The sequence below is a fragment of the Roseomonas sp. GC11 genome, from assembly GCF_024437745.1.
GTDB lineage: Bacteria > Pseudomonadota > Alphaproteobacteria > Acetobacterales > Acetobacteraceae > Pseudoroseomonas.
The window spans coordinates 13,654-33,672 of the sequence record NZ_JANFNY010000058.1; the positions used below are offsets into that span (position 1 = coordinate 13,654).

19 protein-coding genes are annotated in these 20,019 nt (G+C 70.6%); 11 read left to right on the forward strand and 8 right to left on the reverse strand.

Features of this window, described 5'->3' with window-relative positions; all coding sequences use genetic code 11:
- Positions 1-56: 56 nt before the first annotated feature.
- From NON00_RS17025 to mtnK, 4 genes are read right to left on the reverse strand one after another with little or no spacing between them, the layout of a single operon-like run.
- Entirely contained in the window at positions 57-1,088 is a 1,032-nt protein-coding gene (locus tag NON00_RS17025; protein ID WP_256023424.1) for a substrate-binding domain-containing protein, read from the reverse strand.
- Positions 1,089-1,118: 30 nt separating this feature from the next.
- Positions 1,119-2,120: an ABC transporter permease gene (locus NON00_RS17030; protein WP_256023427.1), complete on the reverse strand. Its 1,002-nt coding sequence runs from the start codon at positions 2,118-2,120 to the stop codon at positions 1,119-1,121.
- A complete protein-coding gene (locus tag NON00_RS17035) occupies positions 2,113-3,618 on the reverse strand; it encodes a sugar ABC transporter ATP-binding protein (RefSeq protein WP_256023429.1) in 1,506 nt (501 codons plus the stop codon). The genes NON00_RS17030 and NON00_RS17035 overlap by 8 nt, the downstream gene beginning before the upstream one ends.
- Before the next feature lie 21 nt (positions 3,619-3,639).
- Positions 3,640-4,923: an S-methyl-5-thioribose kinase gene (gene mtnK, locus NON00_RS17040; RefSeq protein WP_256023432.1), complete on the reverse strand. Its 1,284-nt coding sequence runs from the start codon at positions 4,921-4,923 to the stop codon at positions 3,640-3,642.
- 292 nt (positions 4,924-5,215) lie between these two features.
- Here mtnK and NON00_RS17045 point away from each other — a divergent pair, with 292 nt between their 5' ends.
- From NON00_RS17045 to NON00_RS17070, 6 genes are all read left to right on the forward strand, one after another.
- On the forward strand, positions 5,216-6,046 hold the full coding sequence (locus tag NON00_RS17045) for a carbon-nitrogen hydrolase family protein (protein WP_256023434.1): 831 nt from the start codon (positions 5,216-5,218) through the stop codon (positions 6,044-6,046).
- Positions 6,047-6,049: 3 nt separating this feature from the next.
- A complete protein-coding gene (locus NON00_RS17050) occupies positions 6,050-6,721 on the forward strand; it encodes an RraA family protein (protein WP_256023436.1) in 672 nt (223 codons plus the stop codon).
- A gap of 115 nt (positions 6,722-6,836) precedes the next feature.
- Positions 6,837-7,895 carry an ABC transporter substrate-binding protein gene (locus tag NON00_RS17055; protein WP_256023439.1) on the forward strand — a complete coding sequence of 353 codons (1,059 nt, stop codon included), beginning with the start codon at positions 6,837-6,839 and terminating at the stop codon, positions 7,893-7,895.
- The gene (locus NON00_RS17060; protein ID WP_256023441.1) at positions 7,888-8,997 is read left to right on the forward strand and encodes an ABC transporter ATP-binding protein; all 1,110 of its coding nucleotides are present in this window, start codon (positions 7,888-7,890) and stop codon (positions 8,995-8,997) included. Before NON00_RS17055 ends, NON00_RS17060 begins: the two co-directional genes overlap by 8 nt.
- Positions 8,994-9,845, forward strand: coding sequence for an ABC transporter permease (locus tag NON00_RS17065; RefSeq protein ID WP_256023443.1), 852 nt, complete (start codon positions 8,994-8,996; stop codon positions 9,843-9,845). Before NON00_RS17060 ends, NON00_RS17065 begins: the two co-directional genes overlap by 4 nt.
- Positions 9,842-10,648, forward strand: coding sequence for an ABC transporter permease (locus tag NON00_RS17070; RefSeq protein ID WP_256023445.1), 807 nt, complete (start codon positions 9,842-9,844; stop codon positions 10,646-10,648). Before NON00_RS17065 ends, NON00_RS17070 begins: the two co-directional genes overlap by 4 nt.
- Positions 10,649-10,675: 27 nt before the next feature.
- Here NON00_RS17070 and NON00_RS17075 read toward each other — a convergent pair whose 3' ends face one another.
- From NON00_RS17075 to NON00_RS17085, 3 genes are all read right to left on the reverse strand, one after another.
- Positions 10,676-11,542 (reverse strand): LysR family transcriptional regulator, encoded by an 867-nt coding sequence (locus NON00_RS17075; protein ID WP_256023448.1) that lies wholly within the window; start codon positions 11,540-11,542, stop codon positions 10,676-10,678.
- 40 nt (positions 11,543-11,582) lie between these two features.
- Positions 11,583-13,046, reverse strand: coding sequence for an amidase (locus tag NON00_RS17080; protein ID WP_256023450.1), 1,464 nt, complete (start codon positions 13,044-13,046; stop codon positions 11,583-11,585).
- 121 nt (positions 13,047-13,167) lie between these two features.
- The gene (locus NON00_RS17085; RefSeq protein WP_256023452.1) at positions 13,168-14,571 is read right to left on the reverse strand and encodes a sodium:solute symporter family protein; all 1,404 of its coding nucleotides are present in this window, start codon (positions 14,569-14,571) and stop codon (positions 13,168-13,170) included.
- A 172-nt stretch (positions 14,572-14,743) separates the two neighbouring features.
- On the opposite strand from NON00_RS17085, the gene NON00_RS17090 reads away from it, so the two are divergent.
- The 5 genes from NON00_RS17090 to NON00_RS17110 all read left to right on the forward strand — a co-directional run bounded on the left by NON00_RS17090 (position 14,744) and on the right by NON00_RS17110 (position 19,657).
- The gene (locus NON00_RS17090) at positions 14,744-15,433 is read left to right on the forward strand and encodes an SDR family NAD(P)-dependent oxidoreductase (RefSeq protein ID WP_256023454.1); all 690 of its coding nucleotides are present in this window, start codon (positions 14,744-14,746) and stop codon (positions 15,431-15,433) included.
- A 135-nt stretch (positions 15,434-15,568) separates the two neighbouring features.
- Positions 15,569-16,426 (forward strand): IclR family transcriptional regulator, encoded by an 858-nt coding sequence (locus NON00_RS17095; protein ID WP_256023457.1) that lies wholly within the window; start codon positions 15,569-15,571, stop codon positions 16,424-16,426.
- 73 nt (positions 16,427-16,499) lie between these two features.
- A complete protein-coding gene (locus NON00_RS17100; RefSeq protein ID WP_256023459.1) occupies positions 16,500-17,705 on the forward strand; it encodes an exo-alpha-sialidase in 1,206 nt (401 codons plus the stop codon).
- A 432-nt stretch (positions 17,706-18,137) separates the two neighbouring features.
- Positions 18,138-19,121: a tripartite tricarboxylate transporter substrate binding protein gene (locus NON00_RS17105; RefSeq protein ID WP_256023461.1), complete on the forward strand. Its 984-nt coding sequence runs from the start codon at positions 18,138-18,140 to the stop codon at positions 19,119-19,121.
- Positions 19,122-19,267: 146 nt separating this feature from the next.
- Positions 19,268-19,657, forward strand: a complete 390-nt coding sequence (locus NON00_RS17110; RefSeq protein ID WP_256023463.1) for a VOC family protein — start codon at positions 19,268-19,270, stop codon at positions 19,655-19,657.
- Positions 19,658-19,666: 9 nt separating this feature from the next.
- Here NON00_RS17110 and NON00_RS17115 read toward each other — a convergent pair.
- Positions 19,667-20,019 (reverse strand): DUF4189 domain-containing protein (locus NON00_RS17115; RefSeq protein ID WP_256023465.1); only part of this gene is annotated, 353 nt, incomplete at its 5' end.

Consider the following 20,019-nt stretch of genomic DNA (forward strand, 5'->3'; position numbering starts at 1 on the left):
ATCTTTTTGCTTCTTTTTCTTTAGAAAAAGAAGATATTATTAATTAAACGAATAACTTACTCCTTGATCCAGGCCGCCCGCGCCGCGCCCGACTGGCCGAAGGCGGGCAGCTTCGCCGCCAGTTCCTCGATGGTGCTGACGCCCGCCTCGCGCAGGGCCTTCTGGGTTAGCAGCACCGGCTCCACCACCACGGGGCTGGCGGGTGCCTGCCCGGCGATGGCCAGCGCCGCCGTGCGCACGGACACGGCCCCCACCACGGCGGGGTTGGTGGCCACGGTGGCCACCCAGGGGCTGCCCGGCTCGGTCATTTCCTGGATGTCGGCGGTGGAGACATCGGCCGAGTAGATCCGCACCTTGCCGCCCAGGCCCAGTTCGTTGACGGCCAGCTTCACGCCACGGGCGAATTCGTCATAGGGCGCGAAGACGACGCTGATGCCGGGATTGGCGCGCAGCACGGCCTTGGCCTGGTCGGCCACCGTGGCCGCCGTGGTGGAGTCCACCGCGCCGAAGCGCGCCACCTCGGTGATGCCGGGATAGGTGCGGCGGAATTCCTGCCAGACCTCGTCGCGCCGGTCGAGCGGGGCGAAGCCGGCGACATAGACATAGGCCGCCCGGAAGCTCGGCCCGTTCTCCGCCACGGCCTGCTGCAGGGCCAGGCGCGCCAGCTGGTGGTCGCTCTGCTCGATCTGGGGGATGCGCGGGTTGTTCAGGTTCACGTCGAAGGCGATGACCTTGATCCCCGCCTCCAGCGCCCGCTCCGCGAGGTCGGTGAGAGCTTCCGGCAGGCCATGGTCGAGGATGATGGCGGAGACGCGCAGGTTGATCGCCTGCTCGATCTGCGTCCGCTGCAGCGCCGCGTCCTGCCGCCCGGGGAAGACGCGCAGGGTGATGCCGAGCTGCTTCGCCTGCGCCTCCGCCCCGGCCTGATAGGCCTGGAAGAAGTCGCCGGCGGAGATGTAGCTGATCAGCGCCACGCGCACGCCGCCCTTATCGAAGGGGGCGGGGGCGCCGGCGATCTGCGCCAGGGCCGGGCGGCCGAGGCCGAGCATCCCGGCCAGGATCAGGGTGGAGGCATCGCGGCGTCGCATCGGGGCGGTTCCTTCTCTCTTCTGCGTTGCTCAGCCGGCGCGGCGGCCGAGGCCATAGGTCATGGCCAGGGCGCCGACCAGCACGGCGCCCTTGACGAAATCCTGGGTGTAGTAGGGCACGTTGAGCATGGTCAGCCCGTTCAGCAGAACGCCGACGAAGACGGCGCCCACCAGCGTGCCGAGCACATTGGGCCGCCGCGCGTTCAGCACGGCATAGCCGATCAGCGAGGCCGCCACGGCATCGAGCAGCAGCGAGGCGCCGGACGACACATCGCCACGCCCGATGCGCGCCGCGACCACCAGCCCGCCGAGCGCGGCCAGCAGGCCGGACAGCGCATAGGCCAGCACGCGCAGCCGCGCCGTGGGGGCGCCGGCGAGGCGCGCCGCCTCCTCATTGCCGCCCGTGGCGAAGAGCAGGCGGCCGAAGCGCGTGCGCTCCGTCAGCACCCAGGCGGCGAGGGCGACGAAGGCCATCAGCAGCACCGGCAGCGGCACGGTATCGAACAGCCGGGCGCGGCCGATCAGCAGGAAATCCGGGTCGAAGCGCCCGGCGGCGCGGCTGCCATCGGGCAGCACCACGCCGGGGGCGATGGAGCGCCCGGCCGTCGGGATCAGTTGCAGCCCGCTCAGCAGGAAGTTCATCGCCAGCGTCGCCAGCAGGTCCGGCACGCCGAGGCGGACGATCATCAGCGCGTTCAGCAGCCCGGCGGCGAGGCCGAGGGCGAGAACGAAGGCCACCGTCTCCACCGCGCCGAATTTCCACACCACCATGGCGTAGCTCGCCGCCATGACAGCGGAGGCGGCGATGGCGCCCACCGAGAGATCGAAGCCGCCCACCGCCACGCTGAGCGTGACGCCCGTGCCGAGGATGGCCACCACCGCGACGGCGAGCAGCACGCTCATCAGGTTGGGCACGCTCAGGAAGGCGGGCTCGGCCCAGGCGAAGAGCGCGGCGAGGGCGGCGAGCAGCAGGAACACCGCGCCCTGGCGGGCCAGGCGGAGGAGGTCGGTCATGGCGGTGCGGTCACTCATCGGGGAGGGCTGCGGGGGCGAGGGGGCGCAGCCCCGCCTCGTCCAGCACCAGGCTGCGGTCGGCGACATCGAGCGCCTCCGCCGGGTCGGAGGTGGCGACGAGCACGGCGATATCCGTGCGGGCGCGCAGGGTGGCGATGATCTCCGCCCGCGCGCCGACATCGACGCCCTGGAACGGCTCGTCGAGCAGCAGCAGGCGGGGCGTCTCGGCCAGCCAGCGGGCGAGAACGACTTTCTGCTGATTGCCGCCGGACAGCGTCTCCAGCCCCGCGAAGGGGCCGGCGGCGCGGATGGAGAGGGCGCGGATGGCGTGTTCCGCCGCGCGGCGCTCGGTGCCGGCGCGCAGCAGGCCGCCCGGGAACCAGCGGCCGAGATGCGGCAGGGCGATGGTGGCGGCGATGCCGCTGCCGGGCCAGCCGGGCGGCATCAGGCTGCTGCGGCGGCGATCCTCGGCGGCGAGGTGGACGCCGCGGGCGATGGCCTCGGCCGGGCCGCGCGGGCGCCAGGGCGCGCCATCCAGCAGGATCTCGCCGCCCGCCACGCCGCCCGCCACGCTGTCGGCGCCGAAGAGGGCGCGCAGCAGCCGGCTCTTGCCGGCGCCGAGCGGGCCGGTGATGGCCACCACCTCGCCCGCGCGGACCTCCAGTTCCAGCGGCGGCAGGCCGGGGCGCAGCCGCAGCCCGCGCAGCGCCAGGACCGGCGGGCCTTCCGGCCGGGCGCGCGCCGCGCCCTGGCCCCGGGCCAGGTCGCGGCCGATCATGGCGGAGAGGGCCACGCCAAAATCCACCGGGCGCGGCAGGCTGGCCGCCACCACGCCGCCGCGCAGCACCTCCACCCGGTGGGCGAGGCGCTCCAGATCGCCGGTGCGGTGGGAGATATAGAGGATGGCGAGGCCGCGCCCCGCCAGCTCCTCCAGGATGGCGAAAAGCCGCTCCGCCTCGGCGGCCGAGAGGCTGGCGGTCGGCTCGTCCAGCATCAGCAGGCGCGGGCTGGCGGAGAGGGCGCGGGCAATGCCGACGAGCTGCCGCCCGGCGGTGCCGAGGCTGGCGAAATCGGCCTCCAGCGGCAGGTCGAAACCGGCGCGCGCCTGCACCGCCAGCGCCTGCCGCCGCACCGCGGCGCGCGAGACGAAAAAGCCCGAGCGGCCATCGGCGAAACGGTCCAGAACCAGGGCATCGGCCACGCTCAGCCCGGGGATGCCGATGCGCTCGGTGGACTGGTGCAGCGTGACCACCCCGGCGGCGATGGCCGCGCGCGGGGAGGCCGGGGCATAGGGCCGGCCATCGAGCCAGAGCCGCCCGGCATCCGGCCGCAGCGCGCCGCCCAGGATATTGACCAGGGTGGATTTGCCCGCGCCATTGGCGCCCATCAGCCCGACGATTTCACCCGGCCGCACGGCGAGCGAAACGCCGGCGAGGGCGCGGGTGCCGCCGAAGGATTTCGCGATGCCCTCGGCCACCAGGCCGGGCGTGGCAGGGGGGGCAATGATCGTTACCATGGGCGTGTCACCACGGGCGTGTCACCACGGGCGTGTCGGGCGCGGGTCCAGCCCGGCGCCGTCGAAGCGCGGCAGGGCGGCGGTGAGGTCGGCGATATCGCCATACCGCTCCGGCCAGACCAGGAGAGAACGGGCGAAGGCGAGGGCGGAGGCCATGGCGCTGGCGCGCTCCTCCTCGCCCGCGCGGGCCTGGAAATCGGCGACCTGGGCGAAGCCGATGATGCGGCGGATGATTTCCACCGCCAGGAAGCCGCGCGCATCGGCGAAGATGTCGTCCAGATAGGCGGCGCGCTGCCGGGCCATCCGGGCGGCGCCGGCGGGGCCGGGGTAGTGGCTGGCGGGGAAGGCATCGCCCGTGGCCTCCGCCCCTTCCCACAGGGCGAGGAAGCGGCGGCGGAAGCTGTCCCAGAACACCGCCATGTCGGCCGCCAGCAGCGGGCGCAGCGGGTCGCCCTGCGGCCGGGCGAACCAGGCGAGGGCGAAATGCGCCAGAACATGGCCGATATCGAAGCCGCTCGGCCCGACGCAGGCGAATTCGCCATCGATCACCCGCGTCTCCTCCGGCGTCACCATCACCGAGCCGGAATGCAGGTCGCCATGGATCAGCGATTGCGGCTTGCCGAGATAGGCGCGCCGCAGCGTGGCGACGGCGTCCTTCACCGCCGCATCCTCGCGCAGCGCCGCGGCCCAGGCCGTGAGATGCGGGCGCGGGAAGCGGTTGCGCTCATGCTCGGCGAAGGGGTCGGTGAAGACGAGGTCGACCGTGATCCGCTGCAGCGCGAGGCTGCGCGAAAACACAAGCAGATCCTCGAAGCGGCGCTCGAAGGGCTGGGCGAGGTCGGAGGTGTGGAAGCTGGCGCGCGCGGCATAGTCGGCGAGGTCGGCGGCGGCGCGCGGCATATGTCGCCCCTCCAGCAGGGCGCGGCGCAGGATGGTGTGGGGCGCGAGCTTGTCCATCACCATGACGAATTGCGCGTCATCGTAATGATGCAGGCGCGGCGCGAGACCCGCGGCGAAGGGCGCCACGCGGGCGATGTAGCGCGCCTCGAAGAAGGCGCGGTGGATATCCATCGGCCAGCTTTCGCCCACGACGCGCACATAGGGCAGGGCCTGCTTCACGCAGAGCCCGCCCTCCGGCCCATCGACCAGGAAGACGGCGTTGAGGTTGCCATCCGCCACGTCGCGCACCTGCCAGGCGGAGGGCGCGCCGCCGAGCCGCGCCGGGATGCCGGGGAGGGTGGCGAGATAGGCCGGCAGGCTGGCCGCGGTGAGGATGCGGTAGGCGGAGGGCAACGGGTCTGGCATTGCGGGGCAGGCCATCGGTCGGAGGGAAAGGGCGTGGCGGTGAATTGACGATGGAGGATCGCGGTTTGTGGGCGGCGGCTGAGGCTCCCGGCGGGGCCGTCACGGGCGGGGGGTGGGCCTGTTTCCCGTCCGGGGCCGCGTTCTTAGGGGGAATAGACATTCTCGAAAAGTGAAAAATAATCCGCGTCCCTGGACAAGAAAAGCTTGTCGGCGCCGACAGCGAATTCCCGTTTGTGCGCCGCCCCGCCCTGTCGGAGGCTTCTCCCGGACAGACCCCAGCGGGAGAGGCCGGATGAAGGTCGCACTGGTGCAGATGAACTCGCGTGAGGACAAGGCGGCCAACATGGCCGAGGCGGAACGGCTGGTGCGCGCCGCCATCGCCGCCGAGGCGCCGGACCTCGTGGTCCTGCCGGAATACTGGGCCTGCCTCTCGCCCGAGCCGGCGGTGATGCATGCCAGCGGCGAGGCCTTCCCGGAGGGCGAGGCCTATGCGCTGATGCGCGGCCTGGCGCGGGAGCATGGCGTGGCGATCCATGCCGGCTCGATGGTGGAGCGCGCGGGCAACCGCTACCACAACACCAGTGTCGTCTTCGGCCGTGATGGCGCCGAGCTGGCGCGCTACCGCAAGATCCATCTCTTCGATGTCGAGGTGCCGGGCGGCGCCTGCTATCGCGAGAGCGATTCCGTCACCCGCGGCGAGCAGGTGGTGACCTACCGCATCGAGGCGGGCGGCGAGGCGTGGACCCTGGGGGCGGCCATCTGCTACGATCTGCGCTTCCCCGAGCTGTTCCAGGCGCTGCGCGACGCGGGCGCGGAGGCGATCATCCTGCCCGCCGCCTTCACGCTGCAGACGGGCAAGGACCATTGGGAATTGCTGGCCCGCGCCCGCGCCTGCGAGACGCAGAGCTGGTTCCTGGCGGTGGGGCAGATCGGCACGCATGGCGGCGGCGGCAAGGCCTGCTGGGGCCACAGCATGGCGATCGACCCCTGGGGCGCCATCCTGTCCCAGATGCCGGACCGTTCCGGCTTCATCGGCGCGCGGCTCGACAAGGCCTACATGGCCCATATCCGGCTGAACCTGCCGGTCGAACAGCACCATGTCCTGACCCGGAAGGCGGCCTGAGCCATGTTCGAAATCCACCCCATGCCCGTGCAGCTGGACCCCGCCCTGGTCGCGCTGCTGCAGGATGTCGAGACGGCCACGGTCGGCCATGTGCTGCACAGCGGCTTCATGGATGCCGCGCTGCGCGCCGTGCTGCCCGAGGCGCGCGTGGCGGGCACGGCGGTGACGCTGCGCATGCCGCATGCGGATAGCACGCTGCTGCACCACGCCATGTCGCTGGTGCGCCCGGGGGATTTCCTGGTGATCGACCGCGCGGGCGATACGCGCCATGCCTGCTGGGGCGGCGTCATCACCAATGCGGCGAAGCTGGCCGGCGTCGCCGGCGCGGTGATCGATGGCCCGGCCACGGATTTTTCCGAGATCCGCCGCTGTGGCATGCCGATGTGGTGCCGCGGCCCCTCCGCCATCACCACCAAGCTGCTGGGGCTTGAGGGGGCGATGAATGTCCCGGTCTCGGTGGGCGGCGTCTCGGTGGAGCCGGGCGATGCCATCCTGGCCGACGAGAGCGGCGTGATCGTGCTGAAGCCGGCGGAGGCCGGGGCGATGGCGCGCAGGGCGCTGGCGATGCAGGCGGCCGAGCTGGAGCTGCTGGCCCGGCTGCGCGCCGGCGAGGCGCTGGCCGCCATCACCGGTGCCAGCGCGAAGATCGAGGCGCGCAACGCCGCGGGGCGCTAGCCAGCCGGCGGGGCTGGCGTAAGCTGGCCCCGAAGCTGCATGGCCGCGCGGCACGATATCGCGGCCACCGGGCGACCTGCCCGGACCGGTCCCAGGGAAGGCAAGGAGAGACACGATGGATCTGACGCGTCGGCATCTTGGCCGTGTGGCGGTGGGCGGGCTGCTCGCCGCGCCCTTCATCCGCCCGGCCTCCGCGCAGGAGCGGAGCATCACCCTCGCGGCCTATAGCGGCATCTTCCAGGACAATTACCACGCCGCCGTGGTCGAGCCTTTCATGAAGGCGCATCCGGGCATCAAGGTGTCCTACTACGCCATGCCGAATTCCGCCCAGACGCTGGGCACGCTGCGCGCGCAGAAGGCGGCGCCGCAGATCGACGTGGCCATCTTCGACGTCACCATTGGCAAGGCGGCGAGCGATGAGGGCCTGCTGGACCCGCTGACGAAGGAGGAATTCCCCGTCCTCGCCGAACTCGCGCCCGCGGCCTTCGCGCCCGGCGTGCACGCGGTGGGCGTGACCTTCGACAGCCTCTCCCTGCTCTATTCGCCGGAGGTGGTGAAGCCCGCGCCCACCTCGTGGAAGGTGCTGTGGGAGAAGCCCTACCAGGGCAAGATCGCCATCACCGGCGCGCCGGATATCGTGGGCATCGGCCTGACGCTGGTGATCAACCGCCTCAATGGCGGCACCGACTACCGGCAGTTCGACGCGGGCATCAAGGCGCTGTCCGATCTCTCGCCCGGCGTGCTCTCCTGGGAGCCGAAGCCGGACGCCTATACCTTCATCACCAATGGCACGGCGGCACTCGGCGTCGGCTGGAATGCGCGCGGCCAGCTCTATGCGCGCCAGTCCGGCGGCAAGCTGGCGGCGGCGCTGCCGGAGGAAGGCTCGCTCTTCCAGATCAACACGATCGGCCTGGTGAAGGGCGCGCCGCAGAGCGAGGCGGCCAAGGCCTATATCCGCTACGCGCTTTCGGCCGAGGCGCAGAAGGCTTTTTCCGAGCGCATGTTCTATGCGCCCGTCAACACCCGCGCGGACGTCTCGGCCGAGGCGCTGGCGGCCACGGCGGCCTCGCCCGAGCGCATGGCGAAGATGCTGCAGGTGGACTGGCTGGAGGTGGCGAAGATCCGCGACCGCATGAACGACCAGTGGCGCCGCCGCATCCTGAGCCGTGGCTGAGCGCATGGATGCGATGACGCAGGCGGCGCCGGGGACGGCGCCGCATCTGCTGCTGGACCGCCTGGAGAAGCGCTTCGGCACGACGCTCGCGGTGCAGGCGCTGTCGCTCTCCGTCGGCAGGGGGGAGCTGCTCGGCCTGCTTGGCCCTTCCGGCTGCGGCAAGACGACGACGCTGCGCATGATTGGCGGGCTGATGCCGGCGAGCGGCGGGCGCATCGTCGTCGCCGGGCGCGACGTGACGGCGCTGCCGCCACACCGGCGGGATATGGGGATCGTCTTCCAGAACTACGCGCTGTTCCCGCATATGACGGTCGCGCAGAACCTCTCCTTCGGGCTGGAGATGCGCAAGGTGCCGGCGGCGGAGCGGGCCGCGCGGGTGCAGAAGGCGCTGGAGATGGTGCGCCTCGGCGCCTTCGCCGCGCGCCGGCCGCGCGAATTGTCGGGTGGCCAGCAGCAGCGCGTGGCGCTGGCGCGCGCGCTGGTGATCGAGCCTTCCATCCTTCTGCTGGATGAGCCGCTGTCCAACCTCGATGCCAATCTGCGCGAGGAGATGCGCAACGAGATCCGCGACATCCAGCAGCGGCTTGGCATCACCGCCGTCTTCGTCACGCATGACCAGGCGGAGGCGCTGGCGATCTGCGACCGCATCGCGGTGATGCGCGGCGGCGTGCTGGAGCAGCTTGGCACGCCCTACGAGATCTATGAGCGCCCGGCGAGTGAATTCGTCGCCGGCTTCGTCGGCCGCGCCAACCGCATGGCGGCGGTGCGCGAGGCCAGCGGCGCCGTGCAGCTCGGGCCGCTGCGTCTGCAGGGCAGCGGCGAGGCCGCGCCCGGCCCTGTCACGGTGATGATCCGCCCGCACCGCATCGCCCTCTGCGACGCGGTGCCGGAAGGGGAGGGCTGGAACGGCGCCACGGGCCGCGTGGCCCGCAGCACCTTCATCGGCGACCTGCTCTCGCTGGAGGTGGAGATCGGCGGGGCGAGCCTGCTGGTGGAGCAGCACACCTTCGCCGGCCGCGCCATGCCGCGTCCCGGTGAGGCCGCGACGCTGCGCTGGCGCGCCGAGGATACGCTGGTCTTTCCGCGGAGCGCGGCGGCATGAGCGCCACCCCGCGCAACCTGCTGCCCCTGCTGGTGCTGCCGGCCGTGGCGGTGAACCTCTTCACCTTCCTCTGGCCGATGCTGAACCTCGCGGGGCTGTCCTTCCGCGAGGGGCTGCCGGGTGGTGGCATCGGCGCCGCCTTCAGCCTCGCCACCTGGGGCGATCTCCTGGCGGATGAGTTCTACCTGGAGATCCTGCTGCGCTCGGTCGGCATGGCGCTGGGCATCACCGGGCTGGCGCTGCTGGCCTCCTATCCCATTGCCTTCTTCGTCCACCGTGCCGATGCGCGCTGGCGGAATCTTCTTGTCGTCGCCTGCATTTCACCGCTGCTGATCTCGGCGGTGGTGCGCACCTATGGCTGGCTGGTCATCCTGGGCGATGCCGGATTTCTCCCCGTGATCCTGCGTGGCCTCGGCTTCGCGCCGCCGCGCCTCGTCTTCAACATGACGGGGGTGGTGATCGGGCTGGTCGAGATCCTGATGCCCTACATGATCCTCTCGCTGCTGGCGGGTTTCGGCCGGCTGAACCAGACGCTGGAGGAGGCGGCGGCCAGCCTGGGCGCGCCGCCGCTGGTGGTGTTCTGGCGCATCGTGCTGCCGCTGACCCTGCCGGGCATCCTGCTCGGCTGCCTGCTGGTCTTCGTCCTCACCGTCTCCAGCTTCATCACGCCGAAGCTGCTGGGCGGCGGGCGCGTTCTGCTGCTGGCCACCGAGATCTATGACCAGGCCATCGTCACCCTCAACTGGCCGCTGGCGGCGGCGCTGTCGCTGATCGCCCTCGGCGTCTTTGGCGCGGCGCTGCTGGTCTATGGCCGCATTTCGCGCGCGGCGGAAAGGAGCATCGCATGATCCGCTCCGGTCCTGGGCGCCTGTTTTTCACGGTCCTGGTGGCGCTGCTGTTCCTTTTCCTGCTCGGGCCAGTGCTGTTGGTTTTTCCGCTGTCCTTCGCTGCGGATTCCGTCATCACCTGGCCGCCCTCGGGCTTCAGCGTGAAGTGGTACCTGGCCCTGCTGGGGCAGCCCGATCTCGCGCTTGCCCTGCGCAACAGCCTTGTCCTGGCGGCCATCGTCACCGGGCTGGCGCTGGTGGTGGCGCTGCCGGCCGCGGTGGCCATCGGCCGTGGGCAGTTCGCGGGGCGTGATGCCTTGATGACGCTGATTTCCATGCCGCTGCTGCTGCCCACCATCGTGCTCGGCCTCGCGCTGCTGATCCTTTTCGTCGGCCAGGGGCTGATCGGCAGCTGGACGGGGCTGGTGCTGGCGCATCTTCTCGTCACCGTGCCCTACGCGCTGCGCGTGCTGGTCACGGCGCTCGGCACGCTGCCGGCCTCGGTGGAGGAAGCGGCGTCCAGCCTGGGCGCGCCGGCGCTTTCCGTCTTCTTCCGCATCACCCTGCCGCTGATGGCGCCGGGCCTCATCGCGGCTGCGGCCATTGTCTTCCTGGTCTCTTTCGATGAAGTGGTGATCACGCTTTTCATCGTCGGGCCGAAGCTGACGACGCTGCCGGTGGCCCTGTTCCATTATGTGGAATCGCGCACTGATCCGCTGGTGGCGGCGGTCTCCGTGCTGATGGTGCTGTTCAGCCTCGGCCTCGTTGCCGTGCTGGAACGCGCGGTGGGCCTGCGGCGCGCCGTGGGCGGCAAGGGCGGTTAGCACCGTCCGGGCAGGGTGGGCGCCCGCCTATCCCTGCCAGACCTCCCGCGCCATGGCGACCACCTTGGCCGCCAGCAGGTGGCGCGGCCGGTTGACATAGGCGGCATAGAGATTGAGCGGGGGAATGCCCGGCTGCACCTCCAGCCGCCGCAGCGGGGTGCGCAGACCGACGATATCGGGCAGGATGGTGACGCCCAGCCCATCCTGCGCCAGCATGATCATGGTGGCGATGGAATTGAGGGTGAAGAGCATCTGCGGCTGCACCCCTGCCTCGGCGAACTGGCGCAGCACTTCCTGGTGTGGCATCGAGCCGCGGGAAAATGCGTAGAGATCGTAGGGCGCGAGATCGGCGACCGTCAGCGGCCGCTCCGGGAAGGGCATGGCAGGGCTGGCATACCAGCCGCAGGCCATGGCGCCGAGATGGATATTCTCCACCTGCGGCGCCGTCACCGGCCCCATCAGCAGGGCCAGATCCAGTTCATGCCGCTGGAAGCGCTCGGCGATGGCGAGGCTGGTATCCACCTCCAGTTCCAGTTCGACGCCCGGATAGGTCTCGCGCAGGCGGCGGATCAGGGCCGGCAGCCAGGAATGGACGATGGAGTCGATGGTGCCGATCGACAGCCGCCCCACCAGGCTGCGGCGGCTGCTGGTGGCGCTGCGGAAATCCTGCGTCAGGCGAACGATTTCCTCCACCTGCCCCAGCGCGGCGCGGCCTTCCGCCGTCAGCCGCACGGAACGCAGGTCGCGCTCGAAGAGGCGCGTGCCGAGTTCGCGCTCCAGGGCCGCGATGCGATTGGAGACGGCGGCCTGGGTGGTGCAGAGGCGCTCCGCCGCCGCGCTGAAACTGTTCAGCCGCGCCACCCAGAGGAAGGTTTCGAGGAAGCGGAGATTCATGCCTTCGCCCTTCCACGGACCGCCCGCTCCAAGCCGGGCGTCAGCCCTGGGTGACGTGCACCCCGGGCTTCTTGCCGTCGTTCCACCGGCCCTCCAGCGCGCGCTCGATCTGCGCGGCGAGCTGCAGCAGGAGCCCGTCATTCCCCTGCTTCGCCTGCGCCTGGATGCCAAGCGGCAGGCCGCTTTCCTGCCAGCCCAGCGGCATGGAGAGGCCGGGGATGCCGCAGAGATTGGCCAGCGGCGTATAGGCGAAGTTCTTCCAGAGATTGCCGAACCAGTCGAGCACGGAGGGATTGTCGCTGATCGTCAGGTATTCCGTCGTGCCGAGCACCGGCGTGGGCAGGGCGGTGATCGGCGTCAGGATGATGTCCCATTCCTCGAAGAAGGCACCGAAGGCGCGCGAGGTGGTGTTGAACACCGTCTGCATCCGCGCGCGCTCGGTGTAGGAAATATTCCGCCCGGCTTCCCAGATGCGGATATTGATCGGCTCCACCTGGTCTTCGGGCGGGCGTTCCAGCCCGAGCGGGGCGATCAGGTTGGCGACCGTCTGCGCGAAATTGCTGATGTAGCAGGTGGTCTGCGCGGCGAAGGCGGCGCGGAAATCGACCGCCGGCAGCGCCCATTCGACATGGTGCCCGAGGCTTTCCAGCAGGCGGCCGATGCGCTCCAGTTCCCGCACGAAATGCGGCGTGGCGCGGTAGTCGCCCCATTCATGGGAGAGCGCGATGCGCAGCCGCCCGGGGTCGCGCCGGATCAGGTCGGAATAAGGCTCGGCCGGCATCCAGTAGGGCATGAACTCGCCCGGCGCGCCGCCACGGCAGTGGTCGACAAAGGCCGCCGTGTCGCGCACCGTGCGGCTGTGGCAGCCCTGGATGGAAACCAGCCCTGTCAGGTCCGAGGCATGGGGCGCGATGGAAAAGACGCCGCGCGAGGGCTTCAGCCCGAGATTGCCGCAGGCACCGGCGGGAATGCGGATGGAACCGCCGCCATCGGTCGCATGGGAGAGCGGCAGCACGCCCGCCGCCACCATCGCCGCCGTGCCGGCGGAGGAACCGTTGGTGGTGTAGCCCAGGTTCCACGGGTTGCGGGTGACATAGACCTCGGGATTCTCGGCCGAGCTGCAGCAGCCGAATTCCGGCGTGGTGGTGCGGCCGATGATGTTGAGCCCGGCCTGCCGGATGCGGCCGGTGAGGTGGCTGTCCGCCGCCGCGCGGTTGCCGCGCATCAGGCGCGAGCCCATTTCCTGCAGGCGGCCCCGCAGCGTCGGGCCGAGATCCTTCATCAGATAGGGCACGCCGGCGAAGCAGCCCTGCGCGTTCATCCCGTCGCGCAGCGGGTCGGCAACGACATCGTCGAACACCTCGACGACGGCGCCAAGGCTGGGGTTGAGAAGGGCGATGCCGGCGGCGGCCTGTGCCGCCAGTTCGGCGGCGCTGATCTCGCCGGCGCGCACGCGCCCCGCGAGGGCCACCGCGTCATGCCGCGCCCATTCCTCCCAACTCATGGCCAGTGTCATGTCATGCGCCCCGTCTCGATTGCGGGCGGGAGCCTAAGACAGCGCGGCCTGTGGTCAAGGGCGGGGGAGGCAAGAATCCGGCCGGCGGGGATCGCCGGCCGGGATCCGGTCAGCGGCCCTGCGGCGCCGCCTCGGCCGGGGCGCGCCCACCCTGCAGCAGGCGCTCCACCACCAGCACCAGCGCCGGCGTGATGGCGGCGATGTACATGTTGTCGATGCTGTAGGGGTTGTTGAGCAGATACCACGCCGTGGTCGCCAGGGCCGAGGCGATGAGGCCCAGCGTGGCGCCGCGGCTGCTGCGGAAGAAGGGAAGGTAGAAGCCCATCACCGCCACGATCGAGATCGACAGCCGGAGCGCGCGGGTGAAGAAGGAGAGCTTCAGGATCTCCGGCACGAAGAAGACGAAGATCAGCGGCGCGAAGCCGATGGCCAGCGAGATCCAGCGCGTCATCTGGAATTCGCGCTGCGGCGTCGGCCGCGCATAGGGAACGTAGAAGTCCTTGACGATCAGCGAGGCGATGGCGAGGGCGACGGTGCTGACGCTGACGAAGACCGAGGCGACCAGCGAGGTGGTGACGAGCCCGGCGAGCCAGGGGTTCATCGCCTGCAGGAACATCGGCAGGGCGTAGAGGCTGTTGCCCGTGGGATTCAGGAACTTCGCCGCGACGCCGACCAGGCCGAGCGCGATGCCGAGCGGGAAGCACAGCGCCGCCGCGTAGAAGGTGGAACGCTGCGCTGCCGCCTCGTCCTTGTTGGCGGCGATGGCCTGCATGATGAACTGGGTGGAGAAGATGGCACCGATCGTGCCGATCACCCAGGCCAGGATGGTGGGCACGCCGATGCGGCCCGTCAGGGAGAAGTATTCCGGCGGCAGCGCCTCGACCATCGGCGTGATGCCGCCCGTCATCGACAGCGCGACGCCAAGGATGAGCGCGATGCCCAGCACCTTCACCGCGCTGTGCAGGATGGTGACATAGGCCACACCCTTCAGCCCGCCGAAGACGTAGTAGAAGGTGCTGACCACGGCGATGATCAGCATGCCCATCGTCAGGTCCACCTTCAGCACGGTGGAGAGGGCGGCGGCGCCGCTCACATAGTTGCCGACATTCACCAGCAGCAGCGCGTAGATCATGATCAGCGAGACGGTGATCTTGGTCGAGCGGCCGAATTTCTGCTCGATGGCGCCCGAGATGGTGAAGGCGCCCGAGGCATAGAGCCGGCGGACGAAGAACAGCCCGTAGAGCAGGAAGCCCACCGCCGCGCCGATCACCGACCAGGCGGCGGCCATGCCGTAGTTGAACGCCTCCTGCGAGGTGCCGACGGTGGACTTGGCGCCGATGAACTCGCTCATCAGCAGGATGCCGATGACGGCGGCGGGCATGGCGCGCGAGCCGACCATGAACTGCTCGCTGTTGCGGCTGCGCAGGCGCAGCGTCAGCCAGGAAGTCACTGCGATATAGGCAATGATGATCGCGATGATGATCGCGCTCTCGCCCGAGTTGAATTGGTGCATGCGCACGTTTCCTTGTCGCGGGCGGGGTCCTGGGGCGGCCTGCCCAAAGTTCGGATTGCGAACTTATGTTCTGTATTATATCTTTTTATCGACCTCTCCGGGTCTGCCGTCAACGGCCTCTCTGAGGCCCCCCTGGCGCCGCCGGCCCGCCTGCTCACCGGAAGGAAAAACCTTGCCCGCCGACACTCCCGCCCCGCATGCCATCGTCACCGGCGCCAGCTCGGGCATTGGCGAGGCCATTGCCCGCCGCCTGCTGGAAGGAGGGTGGCGCGTCACCGGCCTCAGCCGCCGCGCCCCCGCCATCGACCATCCCGGCTTCACCCATCGCGCCGTCGATCTGGGCGGGGGGGAGGAACTCGCCGCCGCTGTGGCGGGGCTGCGGGCGCAGGCCTTCGTCCACGCCGCCGGGCTGATGGCCACGGCCCCCCTCGGCGCGCTGGAGGCCGAGGCCGGCGCCCGCATGTGGCAGGTGCATGTCCAGGCCGCGAGCCTGCTGGCCAACAGTCTTTTGCCCGGCATGGGCGAAGGCGGGCGCATCGTGCTGCTGGGCAGCCGCACCGCCACGGGCGCGCCCGGCCGCAGCCAGTATGCCGCGACCAAGGCGGCGCTGGTCGGCATGGCGCGGTCCTGGGCGGCGGAGCTGGCGCCGCGCGGCATCACCGTCAATGTCGTGGCCCCGGCGGCGACGGACACGCCCATGCTGGCCGACCCCGCCCGTGCGTCCGCCGCGCCGAAGCTGCCGCCGATCGGCCGGCTGATCCGGCCCGCGGAGGTGGCGGCCACCGTGGCCTTCCTGCTCTCGCCCGAGGCGGCGGCCATCACCGGCCAGGCCATCGTCATCTGTGGCGGCAGTTCCCTGTGAGTCCCTCCGCCGTGAGGCCCTCCACTGCGAGAGGGCGCGCCGTGTGGCAGGGTATGATTGACAAGGGGAGGGCGGCCGGATGAAGCTGCGCCATAACGAACACAAGTTCGCAGTCCGAACTTAAAGGAGGGAACCATGTCCGACGCCGATGCCGAGGCCGTGCTGCCATCCCCGAGGAGCCGCGCCGCCGCCGAGAACCCGAAGAACGTGGTGCAGTCCGCCGCCAAGGTCTTCGCCGTATTGAAGGCCTTCACCGCCGAGATGCCCGAGCTGACCCTGGCCGAGGTCGCCGCCCGCGCCGGTACCGACCGTGGCACCGCCTTCCGCCTCATCCACACGCTGGAGGCGCTGGGCTATCTGCGCGCCGTGCCGGGCAGCCGCCGCTTCCGCCTGACACTGAAATGCCTGGAACTGGGCTTCTCCGCCCTGGCCGCGCGCGGCCTGCCGGACCATGCCCTGCCGCTGCTGCGCGCCATGGTGCCGGAACTGGGCGATGCCGCCTCCCTCGGCGCGGTGGAGGGCGGCGATGTCGTCTATCTCGCCCGCGTGCAGGTGGGGCTGGAGCGGCATGGCGTGGTGCGCCAGCCGGGCACGCGCGTCGGCGCCTATGCCACCGCGCTCGGCCACGCCATCCTCGCCTACCTGCCGCGCGAGGAGCAGATCGCCCATCTCGCCCGGCGTGAGCGGATGAAGCTCTCGGAACGCACGATCACCGATCTCGACGCGCTGCTCGAGCGGCTGTCGCAGGTGCGGGCCCAGGGCTACGCCGTCTCCGATGGCGAGAACGCCTATGGCCTGCGCACCATCGCCGCGCCGCTGCTCGATGCCCAGGGCGAGCCCTTTGCCGGCATCAGCCTGACGATCGATGCGAGCCGCGCGCCGCTGGAGGATTTCGTCGCCGCCGGCCTGCCGCGGCTGCGCCAGGTCGCGCTGGAGCTGATGGAGGCGGTCCGCCTCTCGCGCGGCGCCATCGGCCTGCGCGCGGCGACCTAGCCTGTCCCCACCTTCCGTGCCGGGAGCGCCTCCCGGCCTTTCTCGAAGCTGTCCACTGAGGAATCGCGTTTCCATGATCAGGACCAACGAGGCCGGTAAGCTCGATCTCGGCGATGTCGGCCATGTGCTCCCCGCGCCCGGCGACGCCGCGCGCCTGGAGGCCTTCATCCCGCCGGCCACGGTGCAGAGCCATGCCGCCAACCTGATGCCGCTGCCGGATGGCGCGCTCGGCTGCGTCTGGTTCGGCGGCACGCAGGAGGGCGTGCCCGATATCTCCGCCTATTTCTCGCGCCTGGAGAAGGGCGGCACGCAATGGTCCGCGCCGCTGCGCCTCTCTGACGACCCGACGAAGTCGGAGCAGAACCCGCTGCTCTTCCCCGCCCCCGATGGCCGGCTCTGGCTGATCTGGACGGCGCAGATCTCCGGCAACCAGGACACCGCCATCGTCCGCCGCCGCATCTCCGAGGATATGGGCCGCAGCTGGGGGCCGGTGGAGACGCTGTTCGGCCCCCGGCCGGAGGGCGGCACCTTCATGCGCCAGCCCGTCGTCGTGCTCGACAATGGCGACTGGCTGCTGCCCATCTGGGTCTGCAAGAGCACGCCCGGCCGCAAATGGGTGGGCGATGATGATGTGAGCGCCGTCAAGATCTCGACCGACCAGGGCAAGAGCTGGACCGAGGTGGCGGTGCCCGGCAGCCTGGGCTGCGTGCACATGTCCATCGTCGATCTGCGCGATGGCACGCTGGCGGCCTTCTTCCGCAGCCGCTGGGCCGATAATGTTTATGTCTCCCACTCCACCGACCGTGGCCGCAGCTGGAGCGCGCCGCGCCCGACCGATCTGCCCAACAACAACTCCTCAATCCAGGTGACGCGGCTGGCGAATGGCCATCTCGCCATGGTCTACAACGAGAGCAGCGCGGCCGATGCCACCGAGCGCCGCCTCTCGCTCTATGACGACATCGAGGATGAGCTGGATGACGGCAAGGTCGTCGCCGCCATCGACACGACGCGGCGCACCACCTTCTGGGGCGTGCCGCGCGCGCCGATGACGCTGGCCATCTCCGAGGATGGCGGCCGCACCTGGCCGCACCGCCGCAACCTGGAGACGGGCGATGGCTATTGCATGACCAACAATTCGCGCGAGGGGCTGAACCGCGAATTCTCCTATCCCTCGGTTGTGCAGGGGGCGGATGGGCGGCTGCACATCGCCTACACCGTGTACCGCCAGGCCATCAAATACGTCACCGTCACGGAGGAGTGGGTGCGCGCCGCCGGCTGAGGGTCTGTCCGGGCAAACGGCTCGCCATCTTGAGAGGGGCTTCGCCCCTCTCAAACTCTCCCGACCAAAGGCCTGAGGCCTTTGGAAACCCCTCTGTGAGTCTCTCCTGCCCAGGCAGAAGAAACGGGAGGGTGAGGGGGCAAGGGACCCTCAAGGCCAGCCGCGCCACGCATTTTTCATCCCTCTCCGAAGCCTCCCGTCTGCGGCGGTGATTGACGCAGATGGCGGGGGCGTGACATTCTGACAACAATCTCCCGGACAAGAGTTCGCATTCCGAACTTCAGAGGAGAAGACCGGAGGAAGCGCAGGCGCGCCGCCCAGGATGCCCAGGATCCCGCCCGGATCCGGCCATCCTCCGCATGGCCCGCGACTCCCTCCGGTGTGGGTGACCATCAGACAGCCCGGCGCGCCGCCGGGCAGCGGAGGATATGCGTGATCACCAGGCGAACCATTCTGGGGGCCACCGCCGCGGCGGGGGCCGCGCTGCTCAGGACGCCGGCCGTCTGGGCGCAGGATGCATGGCCGCGCGCCAGGCCGATCCGGCTGATCTGCCCCTTCGCCCCCGGCGCGGCCACCGATGCCATGGCGCGCCTCGCGGCGCAGAAGATCACCGAGAAGCTCGGCGCCAATGTCGTGGTGGAGAACCGCACCGGCGGCGGCGGCGTGCCCGGCACCCAGGCGGTGCAGCAGGCCCCGGCGGATGGCTATACGCTGCTCGCCTCCAGCCTGACGCACACCATGCTGAACCATGTGCTGCGCAACGTGCCCTTCGACCCGCTGGCGGATTTCGCCCCCATCGCCCGTACCGCGCGCGGGCCGCTGATGATGGTGATGACGCCGAAGCGCCCGGCCATGACCGTGCCGCAGATCGTCGCCGCGGCGAAGGCGAAGCCGAAGGACTGGACCTTCGCCATCAGCTCGCTCGGCGCGCCGGGGCACCTCGCCACCATCGACTTCAACCGCCGCACGGGGGCTGATATCGAGGGCACCTCCTACCGTGGCACCGCGCCCGCGCTGCTCGATGTCAGCGCCGGCAACGCGCATGTCATGATCGATGCCACCTTCGCCCTGCTCCAGGCGGCGCGCAACGGCCAGGTGCACCCGATCGGCATCACCACGCGCGAGCGCTCGGCCCTCGCCCCGGACATCCCGACGATGATCGAGGCCGGGCTGCCGGATTTCGAGTTCTATTCCTGGTATGGCGTCTGGGCGCCGAAGGGCACGCCCTCCGCCATCTGCACCGCGCTGAATGGCGTGCTGACCGAATCGATGCGCGATGCCGATGCGGCGGAGCGCCTGCGCACCCTGGTGGTCGAGCCGGTGGCGCAGACCGTGCCGGAGATGCAGGCCTATATCGAGGAGGAGGTGAAGCGCAACACGATGCTGCTGCGCGTCGCCAACTTCCAGCCCGAGTGACGCGGCCGGGCGGCGGGGCTGCGTGCCGCGCCGCCCGCTGCTGTTCTCCCTCTCTTTCGCCCCTCTCTTTCGCCGGGCGGCGGGGCTGGCATACTGCGCCGCGCCCCGCACCCTCGTGGCGGCGTGCCCACAGAGGAAAAGCCCGCATGGCCCTGTCCGTCACCCTCGACCATCTCCACCTGCGCAGCACCGACCCCGATGCGGCGGCGCGTTTCTATGTGGAGCGCCTCGGCGCCAGCCCGGTCAGCCGGGGGGATGCCGGCGGCGCGCTGCGGGTGGTGGTGGATCTCGCCGGGCTGCGCCTGTTCATCGAGGCCGTGCCCGCCGGCACCACCCAGGCGCCGCCGCCGCCTTTCATCGGGCTGGAGCATCTCGGCCTCGCCGTGGCCGATCTCGATGCCGCCCTGGCGGCGCTGGAGGCGGAGGGCGTGCGCCGGCTGAGCGGCCCCGCCCAGCCCCGCCCCGGCGTGCGCATCGCCTTCATCGAGGGGCCGGACGCCACGCGCATCGAACTGCTGGAGCGCAGCCCCGCCTGAGGCGCCGGCCTAGCAGCCGGAGGCCACCAGCTCGCAGCCACCGGCGGGGCCGCAGTCGCCGCGGGCCTCGGCCTCCGCCATCGCGCGGTCGCCGCCAAACCCGGTGTGCAGCGTGCCATCGCCGGAGAGGGCCAGGGCGACGCAGCGGTTGAGCACCAGCGCCGCGCGCCGGCAGGCCCCGGCGCCGGCAAAGGCCTCGCAGGCGCCGCGCGCCTCCTCCTCCGCCCGCGCGGCGGAGGCATGGCCGGCCAGGAAGCCCTCCGCCATTCCCAGCCGCGTGCCGAGGAAGGCGGCGAGGTGGGGGGGGCGCGCCCCCGCCGGGGCGCGCCCCCCCCCCCCCCCCACCCCCCCCGCCAGCCACC

Bases quoted from the DNA above. Each gene is read 5' to 3' on its own strand.
- NON00_RS17030 (WP_256023427.1), bottom strand. From the start codon at position 2,120: ATGAGTGACCGCACCGCCATGACCGACCTCCTCCGCCTGGCCCGCCAG.
- mtnK (WP_256023432.1), bottom strand. From the start codon at position 4,923: ATGCCAGACCCGTTGCCCTCCGCCTACCGCATCCTCACCGCGGCCAGC.
- NON00_RS17045 (WP_256023434.1), top strand. From the start codon at position 5,216: ATGAAGGTCGCACTGGTGCAGATGAACTCGCGTGAGGACAAGGCGGCC.
- NON00_RS17070 (WP_256023445.1), top strand. From the start codon at position 9,842: ATGATCCGCTCCGGTCCTGGGCGCCTGTTTTTCACGGTCCTGGTGGCG.
- NON00_RS17055 (WP_256023439.1), top strand. From the start codon at position 6,837: ATGGATCTGACGCGTCGGCATCTTGGCCGTGTGGCGGTGGGCGGGCTG.
- NON00_RS17085 (WP_256023452.1), bottom strand. From the start codon at position 14,571: ATGCACCAATTCAACTCGGGCGAGAGCGCGATCATCATCGCGATCATC.
- NON00_RS17075 (WP_256023448.1), bottom strand. From the start codon at position 11,542: ATGAATCTCCGCTTCCTCGAAACCTTCCTCTGGGTGGCGCGGCTGAAC.
- NON00_RS17025 (WP_256023424.1), bottom strand. From the start codon at position 1,088: ATGCGACGCCGCGATGCCTCCACCCTGATCCTGGCCGGGATGCTCGGC.
- NON00_RS17035 (WP_256023429.1), bottom strand. From the start codon at position 3,618: ATGGTAACGATCATTGCCCCCCCTGCCACGCCCGGCCTGGTGGCCGAG.
- NON00_RS17110 (WP_256023463.1), top strand. From the start codon at position 19,268: ATGGCCCTGTCCGTCACCCTCGACCATCTCCACCTGCGCAGCACCGAC.
- NON00_RS17095 (WP_256023457.1), top strand. From the start codon at position 15,569: ATGTCCGACGCCGATGCCGAGGCCGTGCTGCCATCCCCGAGGAGCCGC.
- NON00_RS17065 (WP_256023443.1), top strand. From the start codon at position 8,994: ATGAGCGCCACCCCGCGCAACCTGCTGCCCCTGCTGGTGCTGCCGGCC.
- NON00_RS17080 (WP_256023450.1), bottom strand. From the start codon at position 13,046: ATGAGTTGGGAGGAATGGGCGCGGCATGACGCGGTGGCCCTCGCGGGG.
- NON00_RS17100 (WP_256023459.1), top strand. From the start codon at position 16,500: ATGATCAGGACCAACGAGGCCGGTAAGCTCGATCTCGGCGATGTCGGC.
- NON00_RS17050 (WP_256023436.1), top strand. From the start codon at position 6,050: ATGTTCGAAATCCACCCCATGCCCGTGCAGCTGGACCCCGCCCTGGTC.